Here is a 16,347-nt window from a genome sequence, read left to right as displayed (position 1 = left end):
CGGGTCACCGGTGTGCGGCCGAGCCGAGGTCGATGTCCGCCAGCTCCTCGCGCGAGGAGACGCCCAGCTTGGGATAGGCCCGGTACAGGTGGGAACCCACGGTTCTGGGGCTGAGGAAGAGCTGCGCGCCGATCTGCCGGTTCGTGGCCCCGGTCGCGGCCAGCCGCACCACCTGGAGCTCTTGTGGCGTCAGCGCGTGGAGTGCCGCGCTCTGTGAGTCCGGCACGGCGAGGCGGGTGCCTGTCGCGACGAGTTCCCGCTGAGTCCGCTCGGCCCAGGGCGTGGCGCCCAGGGCGGCGAACTCCTCCAGCGCGGCACCCAACTGCGCGCGGGCGTCGGCGCGGCGCCGGGTCCGCCGCAGCCACTCGCCGTACAGGAGCCGGGTCCTGGCCTGTTCGAAGGGGCGCCCGCCTCGGGCGTGCTGGTCGAGCGCCGCGCGGTAGTGCGTCTCGGCCTCGCCCGGTGGGGCCAGCAGGGCGCGACAACGATGGACGACAGCCGCCGCCCACGGCTGGCCGCTCGCAGCGGCCCACGCCTCGAACCGGGAGAACGCCGTGGACGCCCGAGCCGGCTCGTTCAGCCGCGCGCAGGCCTCGACGTGGTCGGCGATCGTGAAGGTGGCGATCACGGTGTGTCCGAGCGGGCCGTCCAGGACCTGGGCGATCCGGTCGGCCGCCGCCGCGTTCCCGGCTCGCACCAGGTCGAGCAGCGCGAGCGCGCACCTGCCCCAGCCGGTCCCGTGGCGCTCTCCGACCGCGCCCTCCGCGAGCCCGGCGAGCCGGCGGCACTCGTCGTCCTCGCCCCGGATCGCGGCCAGGCGCGCCAGGATGCCGTGCAGATACCGCAGTCGCCCGGCCTGACCGGTGTCGTGGGCGATCTGCCAGGCTTCGGCCCCTGACTCGGCCGCCTCGGCGTACCTGCCCCGCAGGATGCGCGCCTGGGTGAGCAGTTGCAGCGCGTGTGCCAGGGCCCCGATGTGCCCTTGGTCGCGGCACGCGTCCACCAGGGTGGCGGCCAGCTCGCAGGCCGCATCGTCGTCGCCGGTCATCAGAGCGCTGAACACCGCCCACGTCCCGGTGACCCGGTCGGTCGCCGCGGTCCGGTCCACCGGCAGGGCGGCACGGAGCAGCGGCAGGCCCGCGGCCGGGTCACCGGCGGCGACCCGTTCCATGCCGTGCACCGCCGTCGCCACGGGAACCAGGTGGGACTCGACGGTGGAGATGAGATCGGCGATCTGCCGGAGCGCGTCGTGGTCCCCGGCGAACCAGGCTTCCCCGGCGGCTGTCGCCAGCAGGGACGCCGCCTGGGAGGGCACCGCCGGTGCGACGTTCGCGGCGGCGGAGATCAGCGTGTGCGCGGCCGTTGCCGGGTCGCCCTGCTCGGAGTCGACCGCCGCGCGCACGTGCGCCAACCGGGCCAGCAGCACCGGATCGGTGGTCAGCCGGCGTCCCCGCTCGGTCACGGCGGCGGCCTGGGAGAGCCGGCCGATGTCGAGCGCCGCCTCTGCCGCCGCGGCCAGCCATCGGGCTCGCAGTTCCGGTTCGACGGTGAGCTGTGCCGCTCGCTCGTAGGCGTTGGCGGCTGCGGCGAGGCCGCCACGTGCCTGGGCGCGCTTGCCGGTGGCGGCCAGGACGGCCGAGAGCGTCTCGTCGGGTCCGAGGGCGGCGGCCGACAGGTGCCAGGCCCTGCGGTCGGCCTGGTCGTCGCCGTCGAGGAGATCCGCCAGAGCGCGGTGCACCGCGGCCCGCCGGGCGACTGGCGCCTCCTGGTGAGCCGCGGCCTTGATCAGTGGGTGGTGGAAGCGCAGCCGGTCGTCGGAGACCTCGATCAGAGCGGCGTCTTCGGCGGATGCCAGGTCTTCCGGCCCGGCGCCGAGCGCCTGCGCCGCCTTCAGCACGAGCCGCAGGTCGCCTGACCCCTCGGCAGCGGCGACCAGGAGCAGCAGTCGGGTGCGGTCGGGAAGCCCCCGGATCGCGGTGCGCAACGACTGCTCGAGCCGCTTCGCCGCGGAGAGCCCCGGCTGCCCGGACTGCCGCTCGACGGTGAGGTTGGCGGCGAAGTGCAGAAGTGCCAACGGGTTGCCGTCGGCGTCCTCGATCACGCGGTCGCGCTCGTGCGGGCTGAGCTCTGCCGCGCGCTCGGCGAGCAGCCGCTCGCAGTCGGCCCTGCTCAGTGCGGACAGCCGCAGGTTCGCCAGGCCGTGCGCCGCCGGTTCGTGCTCGTCCCGGCCGGCGAAGATCATGGTGATCCGTTCGGCGGCCAGCCGCCGTGCCGCGAACAACAGCGCGTCCAGCGACGCGCGGTCCACCCAGTGCACGTCGTCGACGAGACACAGCAGCGGCCGCTCCTCGGCGAGATCCGCGAGCAGGGTCAGCACGGCCAGACCGACGAGAAAACGGTCCGGTGGCGGCCCTTCCTCCTCGCCGAACGCACGGTGCAACGCCTGTCTCTGCGTGGCCGGAAGCCGGACGATCAGGTGCCTGGCCGGCAGCAGGAGCAGGTGCAGGGCGGCGAAGGGCAGTTCGGCCTCGGCCTCGACACCGATCGCCCGCAGCACCCGCAGGTCGTCCGCTCCCCTGCCCGCGATTTCGGCCAGCAGCACGGACTTCCCGATTCCGGCCTCGCCGTGCACGACGACCGCCCTGCTCTGCCCGGCACGCGACTCGGCGATCAGTCCAGACAGGAGCGCGATCTCCGCATTCCGTCCGATCACGGACGAACCCTACCCAACCGGCCGGTGGGAAGTGCTCAGGACTTCAGTCGCGGTGACTGATCCGGCGCGGGGCCCGCGAGCCATACGGTCATGACCAGTCGCCTGAACAGTGGAGGAATGCCGTGGAGGGCATGACGTTGCACCCCGTGGGAAGCGTCGTCGGCGGACGCGCGGAGTCGTTCGACGACGACTGGAACACCGAGCAGGCGCTGATCCGCCTCGACGGCGACCGCTTCGGTCCCGAGGCCCTCGCCGGGCTGGACGCGTTCTCGCACCTGGAGATCGTGTTCCGGTTCCACCTCGTCGACCCGTCCACGATCACCACCACCGCGCGCCGCCCTCGCGGGAACCCGGACTGGCCCGAGGTCGGCATCTTCGCGCAGCGCGGCAGGAACCGGCCGAACCTGCTGGGCGTCTCCCGCTGCCGCCTGCTCGCCGTGCGCGGCCTCGACCTCCACGTGCGCGGGCTCGACGCCGTCGACGGCAGCCCTGTCCTGGACATCAAGCCGTACATGGCCGAGTTCGGCCCACAGGGCGCGACGGTCCAGCCCGATTGGACCACCGAGCTGATGCGCGCCTACTACTGATCTGGAAGGACTTCTGATGTCGAAGACCGTGCTGGTGACCGGTGCCTCCACCGGAATCGGGCGTGCCAGCGCCCTGCTGCTGGCCCGCGAGGGATTCACCGTCTACGCGGGAGTGCGCAAGGACGTCGACGGGGAGGCACTCGGCCCGACGGTCACACCGATCAGGCTGGACGTCACCGACGCCGGTCAGATCACCGCCGCCGCCGAACGCCTCGGCCGCCTCGACGCCCTCGTCAACAACGCCGGCATCGGCGTCACCGGACCGGTCGAGTTCGTCCCGCTGGACGCGCTGCGGCACCAGTACGAGGTCAACGTTTTCGGTCAGATCGCTGTCACCCAGGCGATGCTGCCGATGCTGCGGGCCTCACGCGGCCGAGTGGTCACCGTCGGCTCGGTGGGCAGCTGGATCACGTTGCCCTTCGGCGGACCGCTGTGTTCCTCCAAACACGCCATCCGGTCGCTCAACGACGCGCTGCGCATGGAGGTCAGGCCGCACGGCGTGAGGGCGGTCCTCATCGAACCCGGCTCGATCCACACCGACGCGGTGGACAAACTCGCTGACGAGATCGAACCCCGGCTGGCCACCTTCGGCCCCGAGGGCAGGCGGCTTTACGGCGCCGCCTACCGCACCATGGTCACCACAGGGCTGGCGGAGGAGCGCTCGGGGTCCAGCCCCGACGTGGTCGCACGTGCCGTGCTGCACGCCTTGACCGCGCGCAGGCCCCGCTCCCGATACCCGGTCGGCAAGAAGTCGCGGCTCATGAGCACTCTCGGCCGCATCGTTCCCCAGTACGCGCTGGACCGCCTGCGCCTGCGCGCGCTGGGCCTGTCCTGACCGGGAGAAGGTCGTGGAACCGCCCCGCCATCCGTCACCCATTGTCCACAAAGGACACATCATGACCCACCTCGCCGGAGCCGACGCTCTCACCGCGCTCGACCCCGTCTTCGCCCAGTACGCCGTCAGCGCCGGGCACAACCTGTGGGGCCTGCCGCACATCACCATGCGCGAGAAGGCGTTCATCTGCCTGACCGCCGACCTGTGCCATCCTCACCTGGATCTGCCGTTGGCCATGCACCTGCAGATGGCCATGGCCAACGGTGTGGACGCCGAATCGATCAGAGAGCTTTACCGCCACCTGGCTCCCTACGTGGGCTACCCGATCGTCGTCACCGCCTTCCAACGCCTGACCGAGCTCGGCCTGCCCGAAGCGCGGGACACCGAGCCGATCACGCCGGTACCCCTGTCCGGGCCGCTGAACCACGCGGTCCGCGATCTGGCGGCCGTGGCACCAGGACTGGCCGCGTTCACCGAGGACCAGCTGACGCGGCGCTGGGCCCGCCCGCACCTCAGCGTCCGGGAACGGGCGATCGCCTGCCTGGTCGTCGACGTCTTCTACCGGACGCTCGACACGTCGTTGCGACTGCACGCCGACCTGGCCCTGGCCGCCGGCGCCACCGAGGAGACCCTGCACGACCTGCTCCGCGGTCTCGCCGAGTTCGGGCTTTCCCGAGCCTGGGCAGCCGCGGCGGCCCTGTTCCCCAGCAGTGCCAAGGATTGACGCAACTTCCCGGGCGGGCAGGCCGGTCAGTGACAGCGCACGCCTACTCCCCCTGCTCGCCGGTCAGGTACCGCTGGATCGTCGGGCCGAGCCACGCCACGACCGCGGCCCGGTCCAGCGCGACGACCGGCGGCAGGCACAGCACGTACCTGGTCAGCGCGAACCCCAGTGCCTGCGTGGCGACCAGCCCGGCCCGCACCGGGGCCTCGGCCCGGTCCTCGACCAGCGCCGCGACCACAGGCCCGAGCTGGGCCGCGAAGAGCTGGCGCATGCGCTCGGCCGCGGCCTGGTTGGTGACCGCCGCCCGCAGCAGCGCCATGAGGGTGTCGTCGTGCTCCCAGCGGTCGACGAGGTGGGCGGTCAGCCGGGACCCGATCTCCTCGCGCGGCACCCCGGTCAGGTCCGGTAGCCGCAGGTCGAACTCCGCGGCGGCGGCGAACAGCTTCTCCTTGTTGCCGTAGTAGCGCATGACCATCGACGGGTCGATGTGCGCGTCGGCGGCGATCGCCCGGATCGTCGCGCGCTCATAACCGTCCGCCGCGAAGCGTTCCCGCGCGGCCGTGAGGATCGCGGCCCTGGTCGCGTCGGAGCGGCGCGCCTTGGTGGTATCCGTGCTGCCCGTCATGCCAACAACTGTAGGCCAACGCCTGTTGACATGTCGAGCCCAGCCGTTCTACGGTTTGCCAACAGGCGTTGGCAAACAACTGTTGACCAGAGGGAGACGGACATGTCCGAGGTGATCGTGGTCGGTGCCGGGCCCACCGGACTGCTGCTGGCGGGCGACCTGGCCGAGGCCGGTGTCGCGGTGACAGTGCTGGAGAAGCGGGACGGCCAGGTGTCGAATCTGTCGCGGGCGTTCGCCGTGCACGCCCGCACGCTGGAAATGCTCGACGCCCGCGGGCTGGTCGAGGAGCTGGACCGCACCGGAGCCGGGCGCGTCACCGACATCCGGCTGTTCGACCGGGTGCACGTGAACCTCGGCACCCTGCCGAGCCGGTTCCCGTACATGCTGGTGACCCCGCAGTACAACGTGGAACGGGCGCTGCTGGCGCGGGCGGTCAAGGCCGGGGTGGAGATCGTGTACGACGCGGCGGTGACCGCGGTGCGCCAGGACACCACCGGCGCCGAGGTCGACACGACCGGGGGCACGTACCGCGCCGGCTACGTGGTCGGCACCGACGGCTTCCACAGCGCGGTCCGCCACGCGCTCGGCCAGCCGTTCCCCGGCAAGTCGGTCCTGAAGTCGATCATGCTGGCGGACGTGCGGCTGCGCGAGACGCCGCCGGACACGTTGACCGTCAACGGTTCCGGCTCGGAGTTCACGTTCATCGCCCCGTTCGGTGACGGCTGGTGGCGGGTCTTCGCGTGGGACCGGCGCACCGACGTCACCGACGACACCCCGCTGGAGCTGGACGAGGTCCGCGCGATCACCAAGCGGGCGCTGGGCACCGACTTCGGCATGCACGACGCCCGCTGGCTGTCCCGCTTCCACAGCGACGAACGACAGGCGCCGCACTACCGCGTGGGCCGCGTGTTCCTCGCGGGCGACGCCGCACACGTCCACTCCCCCGCCGGCGGCATGGGCATGAACACGGGCCTGCAGGACGCGGCGAACCTGAGCTGGAAGCTGGCGGCGGTGCTCCACGGCGCCCCGGACGCGCTGCTCGACACCTACCAGGCGGAACGCCACCCGGTCGGCGAGGAGGTCCTGCGGATCAGCGGCACGATGATCCGGCTGGCGATGGCGCGGTCCCGCTTCGCGCGTGCGCTTCGCGGCCTGGTCGGCGGCACCGCACTGCGCGTCCCGGCGATCCACCGCAGGCTCACGGGCAGGCTGTCCGCGCTGGGTTTCCGCTACCGCGCCCCCGGCGGCGAGCACCGGCTGACCGGCACCCGGATGCCCGACGTGGCCCTCGCCGACGGCACCCGGCTGTACGAAGCCCTGCGCGGCGGCCGTTTCGTGGTGGTGGGCACGGGCGACGTCACCGGCTGGGAAGATCGCGCGCGGGTCGCGGCCCCCGCCGAACCGGGCGCCGGCACGGTTCTCGTCCGCCCAGACGGCTACGTGGCGAAGGTCTTCGCCGGCACCCCGGACCCGGCCGCGCTGCGGGACGCACTCGCGGCACTGGCGGGCAAGTCGGTCGCCGTCTAGGTGCGACCGGATGGACACCGCGCGCCGACGCGCTCGTCTCATGCCGGTGGCCCCACAGATGACCAGCAGGTGCAGGACGCAGGACGGGTGGAGTTGAAGCGGGCGGGCTCGGTGCAGGACCGAGCCCGCCCGCTTCTGCGCATTTCACAGCATCCAGAATTCTCGAAATATCGACATTCGCACAGTCCGTGACGACCTGTGACGATACGTATCCGAAACATTTTCCGAAAATACACGTCATTTTGAGACGGTTTTCGAGACGTTTCAGTCCAAACCCACCCGTTCGAGTGGTTGCCCTCCGGCGGCCAACAACAGAGCGTCACCGGCGACCGCAAGAGGGCGTCTTATCGGGGGCACTCCAAGGACGTGCTCCATTTGGCGGTCCCACGGTGTGATGATGATTTGACAGCGTACGAACCGCTGAACGGACTAACCGAACTGATTTCGGAGTCCTGACACAAAGCGTGGGACGAAATCGCTCTGGGGGTCGACTTGTACTGCGAGGGAACATGCACGAAGTCCAGCTCCAGCCATTGTTGGAAAGACACGCCAGACGCCATCTGATTCCGGGCGCTCAACTCGCCGTGCACCGCGACGGAATTACCCGCGCGGTCGAGTTCGGCGTCCAGCACACCGGCGGGCCGCCGATGACGCGGGTCGCGCGCGTGCCGGTGGGGTCGGTCAGCAAGACCTTCACGGCGGCGCTGGCGATGATCCTCGTGTCGGACGGGGATCTCGATCTCGACGAGCCGCTCGCCGAGTACCTGCCCGCTGCCGCGAGCCTGAGCGAACGGCTCACCGTCCGGCACCTGTTGAGCCACACCGGTGGTCTGCCGTCCGATTCGGACGAGGTCACGGCGTCGACGTTGAGCAAGCACGTGGCCGAGTGCCTGCGCCGCGCCGACCCGTTGCACGAGCCCGGTGACGGGTTCTCCTACTCGAACATCGGGTACAGCGCCGCCGGGCACCTGATCGAGGTCGTCACGGGTATGAGCTGGTGGGAGGCCATGTCGTCGGTGTTGCTGCGGCCTCTGGGCGTGGAGGCGCACTTCGTGGTGGCGCCGGACGGAGCGCACGACTCGGTGCCGGGGCACGCAGTCAATCCCGAACGGCACCGGGTCGTGCCGGTGCACCAGTCGCTCACGCTCGTGGACGCGCCCGCCGGCGCCGTCGCGGCCAGTGCGATCGACCTGGTGCGGCTCGGGCGGATGCTCGCCGGCGAGGGGCCGACGCTCGTGGAGGACGCCCAGCTGCGTGAGATGCGGACCCCCGTGGACGGTGCGGAGCCCTTCGGGATGGCCGACGCCTGGGGGCTCGGCGTGGCGTTGTTCGAGGGTGGCTGGTTCGGCCACGACGGCACGGGCGACGGCACGTCCTGCCACCTGCGCGTGCATCCGGAAAGCGGTGCCGTAGTCGCGCTCACGACGAATGGCAGCACCGGATTCGCGATGTGGCACGAATTGGCGCGCGCGCTCGGCGTCGGTGACTACGACGGTTGTCGCGAGCTGGGAGAACGCGTGGCGGCGACGCCGCCGGGCTGCGTCGGTCGTTTCTACAACGGCGATACCGAGTATTCGGTGCTGCCGGGCGAGAATGCGCCGCTGCGACTCGTCGTGGACGGTGAGCCGTTCGCCGAGTTGACGCTCTACGACGGACTGCGGTTCCGAATGCGCGACGTCGACACCGGTGACACTTCGCAAGCCGGACGTTTTCTGCGCGGTTCCCCCGGCCGCGACATCGGGTGGTTGCAGGTGGGCGGCAGGCTCGCCCGCCGCGTCGCCTGATCATTCCCGTCCCTTGCGACTGATCCCCCGGAAAGGCCTCTCCCCGTCATGTTCCTCACGGCACTGTTCCGCGCCAGAGTGGCGTCGTCCCCGCACGCACCCGCGGTCATCGCGCCGTCGGGCACGCTCACGTACGCGGAGCTGGACGCCCGCGCCAACCGGCTGGCGTGGTGGTTGCGCGAGCGAGGGGCCGGTCCCGAACGGATCGTGGCGCTGCGGATGCCGAGGTCGGCCGACATCGTGGTGGCGCAGCTCGCCGTGCTGAAGGCAGGAGCCGCCTACCTGCCCGTCGACCCCGCCTATCCCGCCGAGCGGATCGACTTCATGCTGCGCGACGCGGCACCGTTGCTCACTCTCGAGTCCGCGGTGGACACGAGCGGGATGCCGGACAGCGACCCGGAGGTCGAGGTCGACCCGGCGCACCAGGCGTACGTGATCTACACGTCCGGTTCGACCGGACGACCGAAGGGCGTGGTCGTCACGCACGCCGGGCTGGCGAACTTCGCGAGCGCCGAGATCGAGCACTTCCAGGTGCGGCCGGGCGACCGGGTGCTGCAGTTCTCCTCCCCCAGCTTCGACGCCTCGGTGCTGGAGCTCTGCATGGCGCTGCCGTCCGGCGCCGCGCTGGTCGTGCCGCCGGAGGGCCCGCTGCTGGGCGAGCAGCTCGCGGAGGTGCTGCGGGACAACAGGATCACGCACGCGTTGATTCCGCCCGTGGCCATGGCGACCGTGCCGGAAGTGCCGCTGCCCGACTTCCGCACGCTGATCGTCGGCGGTGACGCCTGCACGCCCGAACTGGTCGAGCGCTGGGCGCCCGGTCGCCGGATGATCAACGCCTACGGGCCGACCGAGTCCACGGTCGTGTCGACGTGGAGCGAGCCGCTCACGCCCGGCGGCAGCCCGCCGATCGGCACGCCGATCCCCGGCACCGTCGCCCACGTGCTGGACGACGACCTGCGGCCGACCGCCGAGGGAGAGCTGTACGTCACCGGCACGGGTCTCGCCCGCGGCTACCTCGACCGGCCGGGCCTCACCGCGCAACGGTTCGTCGCCAACCCCTTCGGGCCGGGGCGCCTGTACCGCACCGGAGACGTCGTGCGGTGGCGCGACGGCGTGCTCGAGTTCGTCGGGCGTGCCGACCACCAGGTGAAGATCCGCGGGTTCCGCATCGAACCCGGTGAGATCGAGGCGGTGCTGCGCGACCACCCCGGTGTGCGCGAGACAGTCGTCGTCGCGCGCGCCGACCAGGGGCTCAAGCGACTCGTCGCCTACGTCACCGGCGAGGCCGACCGGGCCGAACTGCGGGCGCTGGTGGCCGCCAGGCTGCCCGAGCACATGGTGCCGTCGGCGTTCGTCGTCCTGGACGCGTTCCCCATGAGCCCCAACGGCAAGCTCGACCGGTCGGCGTTGCCCGAGCCGTCGGGCCACGCGGAGACGGCCACGGCCCCGCGCACCCCGGCCGAACACCGGGTCGCGCAGGTCTGGGCCGAGGTGCTCGGGCTCGACGCGGTTGGGCCAGAGGACGACTTCTTCCGGCTCGGCGGCGACTCGGTGCTGGCCATGCGCACTCTGGCGTTGCTGGGCGGCGGACTGCCGTTGCGCGCGCTCTTCGAGCACCGCACGGTCGCGGCGCTGGCCGAAGTGCTGCCGGACGACAAACCCGCCGAGATCCGGCCGACCCACAGCGGGCAACCGGTGCCGCTGTCCCGCACGCAGAAGCGACTCCAGGGCGCGGAAGGACCGGACAGCAACACCGCCGTCGGCGTGCGATTGACCGGCTCGCTCGACCTCAGCCGGCTGCAGCACGCGCTCGACCTGCTGGTCGCCCGGCACGACGCGCTGCGCACCACCGTCCACGGTGACGTCCAGGTGATCAGTCCGCACGGCACGGTGCGGCTGGAGCTCGCCGACGATCTGGAGGCCGAGCTGGCGAAGCCGTTCGACCTGCGCACCGGACCGCTGACACGGGCGCTGCTCACCCGCGACCAGGTGCTCGTGCTGTGCCAGCACCACATCATCACCGACGGCCGTTCGGTCACCGTGCTGCTCGACGAGCTGGCCAGGCTCTACGCGGGCGAACAGCTGCCACCGCCGCGCCTGCAGTACCCGGACTTCGCGCTGTGGCAACAGGAACAGCCGATGCCCAGCGTGGACTACTGGCGGCACAAGCTCGACGGTCTCGAACCGCTCGACCTGCGCACCGACCGGGTGCGGCCGCCACTGCGCTCGACGGCGGGCGCGGTGCTGCGGCGCGGGCTGGGAGCCGGGCTCGTGCAGCGGCTGACCACGTTGGGCCGGGCACACGACGCGACGCTGTTCATGACACTCACCGCGCTGGTGAAGGTGATCATGGCTCGGCACAGCGGTCAGCGCGACATCGCGATCGGCACGGTGAACGCCGGACGGGACCGCGCGGAGCTGGACGGCGTCACGGGCTTCTTCGTCAACACGCTGGTGCTGCGCACGTGGCTCGACCCCGAGCAGCCGTTCACCGCCTACCTGGACCAGGTGCGTGACACGGTGCTGGAGGCGTTCGCTCACGACGACGTGCCGTTCGACCAGCTAGTGGAAGAGCTGCGGCCAGACCGCGATCCGAGCCGGACGCCGCTGGTGCAGGCCGTCGTCGCGCTCCAGCAGCCGCTGCTCACGCGCACCGCTTTCGGCGACCTGGCAGCCGAGGAGGTCGAGCTGCCACGGCCGGCCGCGCGGTTCGACCTCGTCACCGAGTTCTGGCCTGCCCAAAACCGTGGTGAGGGCGACGACCTCACGCTGACGCTGGAGTACAACACCGATCTGTTCGACGCGAGCACGATCGAGCGCATGGCCGACGACCTCGTCGCATTGTGCGAGGCCGTCACCGCGAACCCGGACCGGGACCTCGTCGAGTTCGCGGGCGAGGCGGAGGACGTGGCTCGCGTCCGCGGGTTCCGCGTCGACCCGGCGGTGGTCGAGGAGGTCCTGCACCGGGTAGTCGACGACGCGCACGTGGTGGTGCACGACGGACGGCTCGTCGGCTACGTCACGCGAGCGAATCCCGCGGAGCTCAAGGGTGTCCTGAGCCAGGTGCTGCCGGACTACCTCATCCCGTCGGCGTGGGTGGTGCTCGACGAGATCGACCGCGCGAACCTGCCGGAACCACCGGCACCACGGATCGAGCGCGCCCGGTTCGTCGCGCCGCGCACACCGGTCGAGGCCGTGCTCGCCTCCGTGTTCGCCGAGGTGCTGGGCGTCGGCCAGGTCGGGGTGCGCGACGGGTTCCTGGAGCTGGGCGGCGACTCGATCCTCGCGATCAGCGTCGTCACCAAGGCACGGGCCGCCGGTCTGCACCTGACCGCGCGCGATGTCTTCCAGCACCAGACGATCGCCGAGCTGGCCCCTCGCGTGAGGTCCGCCGGGCGGACGAGCGCGGAGCAGGGCACGGTCACGGGAGATGTGCCGCTCACGCCGATCCAGCGCTGGTTCTTCGAGCACCACGACGGGCTGAGCCGGTTCGACCAGTCCGTGGTGCTCGACTTCGCCGAGGACGTCGACGCCGAACGGCTGGCCAGGGCCGTCAGCACGGTGGTGGCGCACCACGACGCCCTGCGGACGCGGTACGCGTTCGACGACGGCTGGCGCCAGCGCATCGAGCCGTCTGGGCACTCGCGGCTGGAGACCGAGATCGTGGCGCCGCGCCAGGTCAGGTTGTCCGCGCACCACCTCGTCGTGGACGGCATCTCGTGGCGGATCATCGCCGAGGACCTGCGCGCCGCCTACCGCGGCGAACCGTTGCCGCCGAAGACGACCTCCTTGCGCGAGTGGGCACACCGGCTCGTCGGCCACGCCCGAGCGGGCGGGTTCGACGACGAACGACCGCATTGGGAGCAGCTCACCGGCGGCAGCTCCAAGACCGGCACCACCGCTTCCCAGCGCGCTGTCACGGTTCGACTGTCCGAACAGGACACCCGGCGCGTCCTGCGCGAGGTGCCGCCGGTGTACCGCACACAGGTCAACGACGTCCTCCTGGCCGCACTCGGGTGCATGCTGAGCGGCTGGACCGGTTCCCCGCGGGTGCTCGTCGCACTGGAGGGCCACGGCCGCGAGGAGCTGTTCGACGGCGTCGACCTGTCCCGCACGGTTGGCTGGTTCACCTCGATGTTCCCGGTCGCCCTCGACATGCCCGAAGCGGGCTGGGGCGAGACGCTCAAGGCGGTCAAGGAACAGCTGCGGGCGGTTCCCCGGCGCGGCATCGGTTACGGAGCCCTGCGGTACCTCACCGGCGAAGGCCTGCCGGACGTCACGCCGGAAGTCGGGTTCAACCACCTCGGCCGGTTCGACGGCGACCAGCGCGGGATGGACCTCGACGCCGACCCGGACGCACCACGCCCGCACGCCATCGACGTGGTCAGCCGCGTCGAGGGTGACCAGCTCGAAGTGACCTGGTTCTACAGCACCGAACTGCACGACGAGGCGACGATCACGCGGCTGGCGGACGAGATGCTGGTGGCGTTGCGGGACATCGCGCACCACTGCGCGCAGCCGGACGCCGGCGGCCGCACACCCTCGGACTTCCCGCTCGCCCGGCTGGACCAGGCCGCCTGCGACCGGATCGCGCTGCCGCACGTCGAGGACGTCTACCCGCTCACGCCGATGCAGGCGGGCATGGTGTTCCACTCCCTCGACGGCGTGTACGTGCAGCAGACCAGCTTCGTCGTGACCGCGGACCCGGACGAGCTCGCGGCCGCGTGGCAACGGGTCGTGGACCGCACACCGGTGTTGCGCAGCAGCGTGGTCTGGGAGGGCGTGCCGGAACCGGTGCAGGTCGTGCACGCGCACGCACCGGTGCCGATCCGCCACCTGGACTGGACTCGCGGGGATCGCGAGGAACTGCTGCGGGCGTTGCTGGAGTCCGACCGGGCTGAAGGAATGGACCTCGCGACCGCGCCGTTGATGCGGCTGACGCTGGCCCGCCTGCCAGAGGGCGAGGTGCAGGTGTTGTGGACGTTCCACCACGTGCTGCTCGACGGCTGGAGCGTCTTCCAGGTGCTGACCGACGTTCTCGGCGAACCGGCTGAACGACCGCCGTTCCGCGACTACGTCGAGTGGCTGCACCACCAGGACGACGAGCCGGCCGAGCGGCACTGGCGCGAGGTGCTCGGCGACTTCACCGAGCCGACGCCGCTGCCGTTCGACCGCACACCGTCCGGACAGCACGACTCCAGCACCACGGCGAACCTGCGGATCTCGTTGTCCGCCGAGGAGTCCGCGGTGTTGTACGCGTTCGCCCGCGAGCAGCGGCTGACACCGGGAACGGTCGTGCAGGGCGCGTGGGCCGTGCTGCTCGCCCGCTACGGCGGACGGGACGACGTGTGCTTCGGCGCCACCGTGTCCGGCAGGCCCGCCGATCTGCCGGGCGTCGACGACATCACCGGGATCTTCATCAACACCCTGCCGGTGCGCGTGGCCGTGGACGACCGCGCGCCCGTCGCGGCGTGGCTGCGCGGCCTCCAGCAGGCGCAGGTCGAGGCGCGGCGGTTCGAGCACGCGCCGCTGACCGACCTGCGCGCCTGGAGCGGCGTCGAGGGCGGGGTGAACCTGTTCGACAGCGTGCTGGTGTTCGAGAACTACCCGGCGCAGGGACTGCCACTGCGCGACCTGCGAGCCGTGGAGACGACGAACTTCCCGCTCAGCGCCACGGTCTACCCGGACACCGAGCTGACCGTGCTGCTCGGGTACGACCCGGCGGCGTTCGACGAGACCACGGCGCGCAGGCTCGGCGACCACCTCCGCGTGCTGCTCACCGGAATCGCCGAGGACGCCGACCGGCAGGTCGGTGCGCTGCCGCTGCTCACGGCATCCGAACGGCATCGGGTGCTGGTCGAGTGGAACGACACCGCGCACGAGGTGCCGGACCGCACCCTGCTGGATCTGCTGGCCCCCCACGGTGAAGAGGCCGTGCGGTTCGAGGGCGAGGCGATCACCGGCGCGGAGCTGGAACGGCGGGCGAACCGCCTGGCACACCGGCTGATCGACGAGGGCGCCGGTCCGGAACGCGTGGTCGCCGTGTCGCTGCCGCGGTCGATCGACCTGGTCGTGACGCTGCTGGCCGTGCTCAAGGCGGGTGCGGCGTACCTCCCGATCGACGCCGAACTGCCGGCCGAACGCGTCGCGTTCATGACCGATGACGCCGCCCCGGTGCTCGTGATCGACGCACCGCTCGACGCCTCCGGCTACCCGGCCACCGCGCCCGAGATCGTCCTGACACCGGACCACCCGGCCTACGTGATCTACACGTCCGGCTCGACGGGCAGGCCCAAGGCCGTGGTCGTGCCGCACCGGGGCGTCGTCAACCGTCTGTTGTGGACACAGCACGAGTACGGGCTCACCCCGGACGACCGGGTGCTGCAGAAGACACCGGCGAGCTTCGACGTCTCGGTCTGGGAGTTCTTCTGGCCGCTGATCGCCGGTGCCACGCTGGTCGTGGCCAAGCCGGAGGGCCACCGCGATCCGGCGTACCTGGCCGACCTCGTCCAGCGCGAGTCGATCACGACCGTGCACTTCGTGCCGTCGATGTTGCGAGCGTTCCTGCGCGAGCCCGCCGCCAAGGGCTGCACGGGGTTGCGGCGGGTGCTGTGCAGCGGCGAGGCACTGCCGCCGGACCTGGTGCGGGCCTGGTACGAGACGATCGACGTGCCGCTGCACAACCTGTACGGGCCGACCGAGGCGTCCGTGGACGTCACGAGCTGGGTGACCTGTCCTGGCGCGGACGTCGTGCCGATCGGCAGGCCGGTGTGGAACACCGCACTGCGCGTGCTCGACCCCGAACTGCGGCCGGTGCCGCCGGGTGTGCCGGGCGAGCTGTACCTGGCGGGCGTCCAGCTGGCCCGCGGTTACCTGAACCGGCCGGGACTCACGGCCGGGAGGTTCGTCGCCGATCCGTTCGGTCCGGCGGGCACGCGCATGTACCGCACCGGTGACCTCGCCCGGTGGCGGTCCGACGGCTCCGTCGAGTACCTCGGACGCACCGACCACCAGGTGAAGATCCGCGGCCTGCGCGTGGAGCTCGGCGAGATCGAGGCCGTGCTGGGCGACGCCGTCGTGGTCGTACGGGACGAACGGATCGTCGCCTACGTCAGGACGCCGGACGTGGACGCGTTGCGCAAGGCCGCTGAGGCCGCGCTGCCGGACTACATGGTGCCGTCCGCGATCGTGCGGCTGGATGAGTTCCCGTTGAGTCCCAACGGCAAGCTCGACCGGCGCGCCCTGCCCGATCCCGAGTGGACAGCGGCCGAGCACGTCCCGCCGCGCACGCCGGCCGAGGAGGCCGTCGCCTCCGTCTGGGCGCAGGTGCTCGGTGTCGACCGTGTCGGTGCCGAGGACGACTTCTTCGCACTGGGCGGTGACTCCATCCGCGGCATGCACGTCACCTCGCTGCTGCGCGACGCGTTCGGCGTCGAACTGAGCCCACGCGACGTGCTGTCCGCACGCACCGTCGCCGCACTTGCCGACCTCGTCGAGGAACTGATCCTGCGCGAGCTCGAGCACACCGCTTCCCTCAACGAACTCTGAGGAC

General features: G+C 71.4%; 7 protein-coding genes and 1 pseudogene. 6 read left to right on the top strand and 2 right to left on the bottom strand.

From position 1 onward, the window contains the following. Nucleotides 1-4 precede the first annotated feature (4 nt). Nucleotides 5-2,713 carry an ATP-binding protein gene (locus tag SK803_RS13975; RefSeq protein WP_319966396.1) on the bottom strand — a complete coding sequence of 903 codons (2,709 nt, stop codon included), beginning with the start codon at nt 2,711-2,713 and terminating at the stop codon, nt 5-7. A 131-nt stretch (nt 2,714-2,844) separates the two neighbouring features. On the opposite strand from SK803_RS13975, the gene SK803_RS13970 reads away from it, so the two are divergent. From SK803_RS13970 to SK803_RS13960, 3 genes are all read left to right on the top strand, one after another. Next, on the top strand, nt 2,845-3,300 hold the full coding sequence (locus tag SK803_RS13970) for an SAM-dependent methyltransferase (protein WP_319966395.1): 456 nt from the start codon (nt 2,845-2,847) through the stop codon (nt 3,298-3,300). 16 nt (nt 3,301-3,316) lie between these two features. Further along, entirely contained in the window at nt 3,317-4,135 is an 819-nt protein-coding gene (locus SK803_RS13965; RefSeq protein WP_319966394.1) for an SDR family oxidoreductase, read from the top strand. 61 nt (nt 4,136-4,196) lie between these two features. Further along, nucleotides 4,197-4,859, top strand: coding sequence for a carboxymuconolactone decarboxylase family protein (locus SK803_RS13960; RefSeq protein ID WP_319966393.1), 663 nt, complete (start codon nt 4,197-4,199; stop codon nt 4,857-4,859). 43 nt (nt 4,860-4,902) lie between these two features. On the opposite strand, the gene SK803_RS13955 is transcribed toward SK803_RS13960, so the two are convergent. Then, a complete protein-coding gene (locus SK803_RS13955) occupies nt 4,903-5,484 on the bottom strand; it encodes a TetR/AcrR family transcriptional regulator (protein WP_319966392.1) in 582 nt (193 codons plus the stop codon). A 102-nt stretch (nt 5,485-5,586) separates the two neighbouring features. On the opposite strand from SK803_RS13955, the gene SK803_RS13950 reads away from it, so the two are divergent. The 3 genes and pseudogenes from SK803_RS13950 to SK803_RS13940 all read left to right on the top strand — a co-directional run. Beyond that, complete coding sequence (locus SK803_RS13950) at nt 5,587-7,011, top strand: FAD-dependent monooxygenase (protein ID WP_319966391.1); 1,425 nt, start codon at nt 5,587-5,589, stop codon at nt 7,009-7,011. A gap of 509 nt (nt 7,012-7,520) precedes the next feature. After that, entirely contained in the window at nt 7,521-8,795 is a 1,275-nt protein-coding gene (locus SK803_RS13945; RefSeq protein ID WP_319966390.1) for a serine hydrolase domain-containing protein, read from the top strand. 36 nt (nt 8,796-8,831) lie between these two features. Next, a pseudogene (locus SK803_RS13940) lies at nt 8,832-16,343 on the top strand (amino acid adenylation domain-containing protein); the annotation flags it as partial. Nucleotides 16,344-16,347: the final 4 nt, after the last annotated feature.

Origin of the sequence: Lentzea miocenica, from assembly GCF_033949945.1 — a bacterium.
In the GTDB taxonomy this organism is placed as follows: Bacteria; Actinomycetota; Actinomycetes; order Mycobacteriales; family Pseudonocardiaceae; genus Lentzea; species Lentzea miocenica.
This window is presented reverse-complemented; position numbering and strand designations above follow the sequence as displayed.

Bases quoted from the DNA above. Each gene is read 5' to 3' on its own strand.
- SK803_RS13945 (WP_319966390.1), top strand. From the start codon at position 7,521: ATGCACGAAGTCCAGCTCCAGCCATTGTTGGAAAGACACGCCAGACGC.
- SK803_RS13970 (WP_319966395.1), top strand. From the start codon at position 2,845: ATGACGTTGCACCCCGTGGGAAGCGTCGTCGGCGGACGCGCGGAGTCG.
- SK803_RS13950 (WP_319966391.1), top strand. From the start codon at position 5,587: ATGTCCGAGGTGATCGTGGTCGGTGCCGGGCCCACCGGACTGCTGCTG.
- SK803_RS13960 (WP_319966393.1), top strand. From the start codon at position 4,197: ATGACCCACCTCGCCGGAGCCGACGCTCTCACCGCGCTCGACCCCGTC.
- SK803_RS13955 (WP_319966392.1), bottom strand. From the start codon at position 5,484: ATGACGGGCAGCACGGATACCACCAAGGCGCGCCGCTCCGACGCGACC.
- SK803_RS13965 (WP_319966394.1), top strand. From the start codon at position 3,317: ATGTCGAAGACCGTGCTGGTGACCGGTGCCTCCACCGGAATCGGGCGT.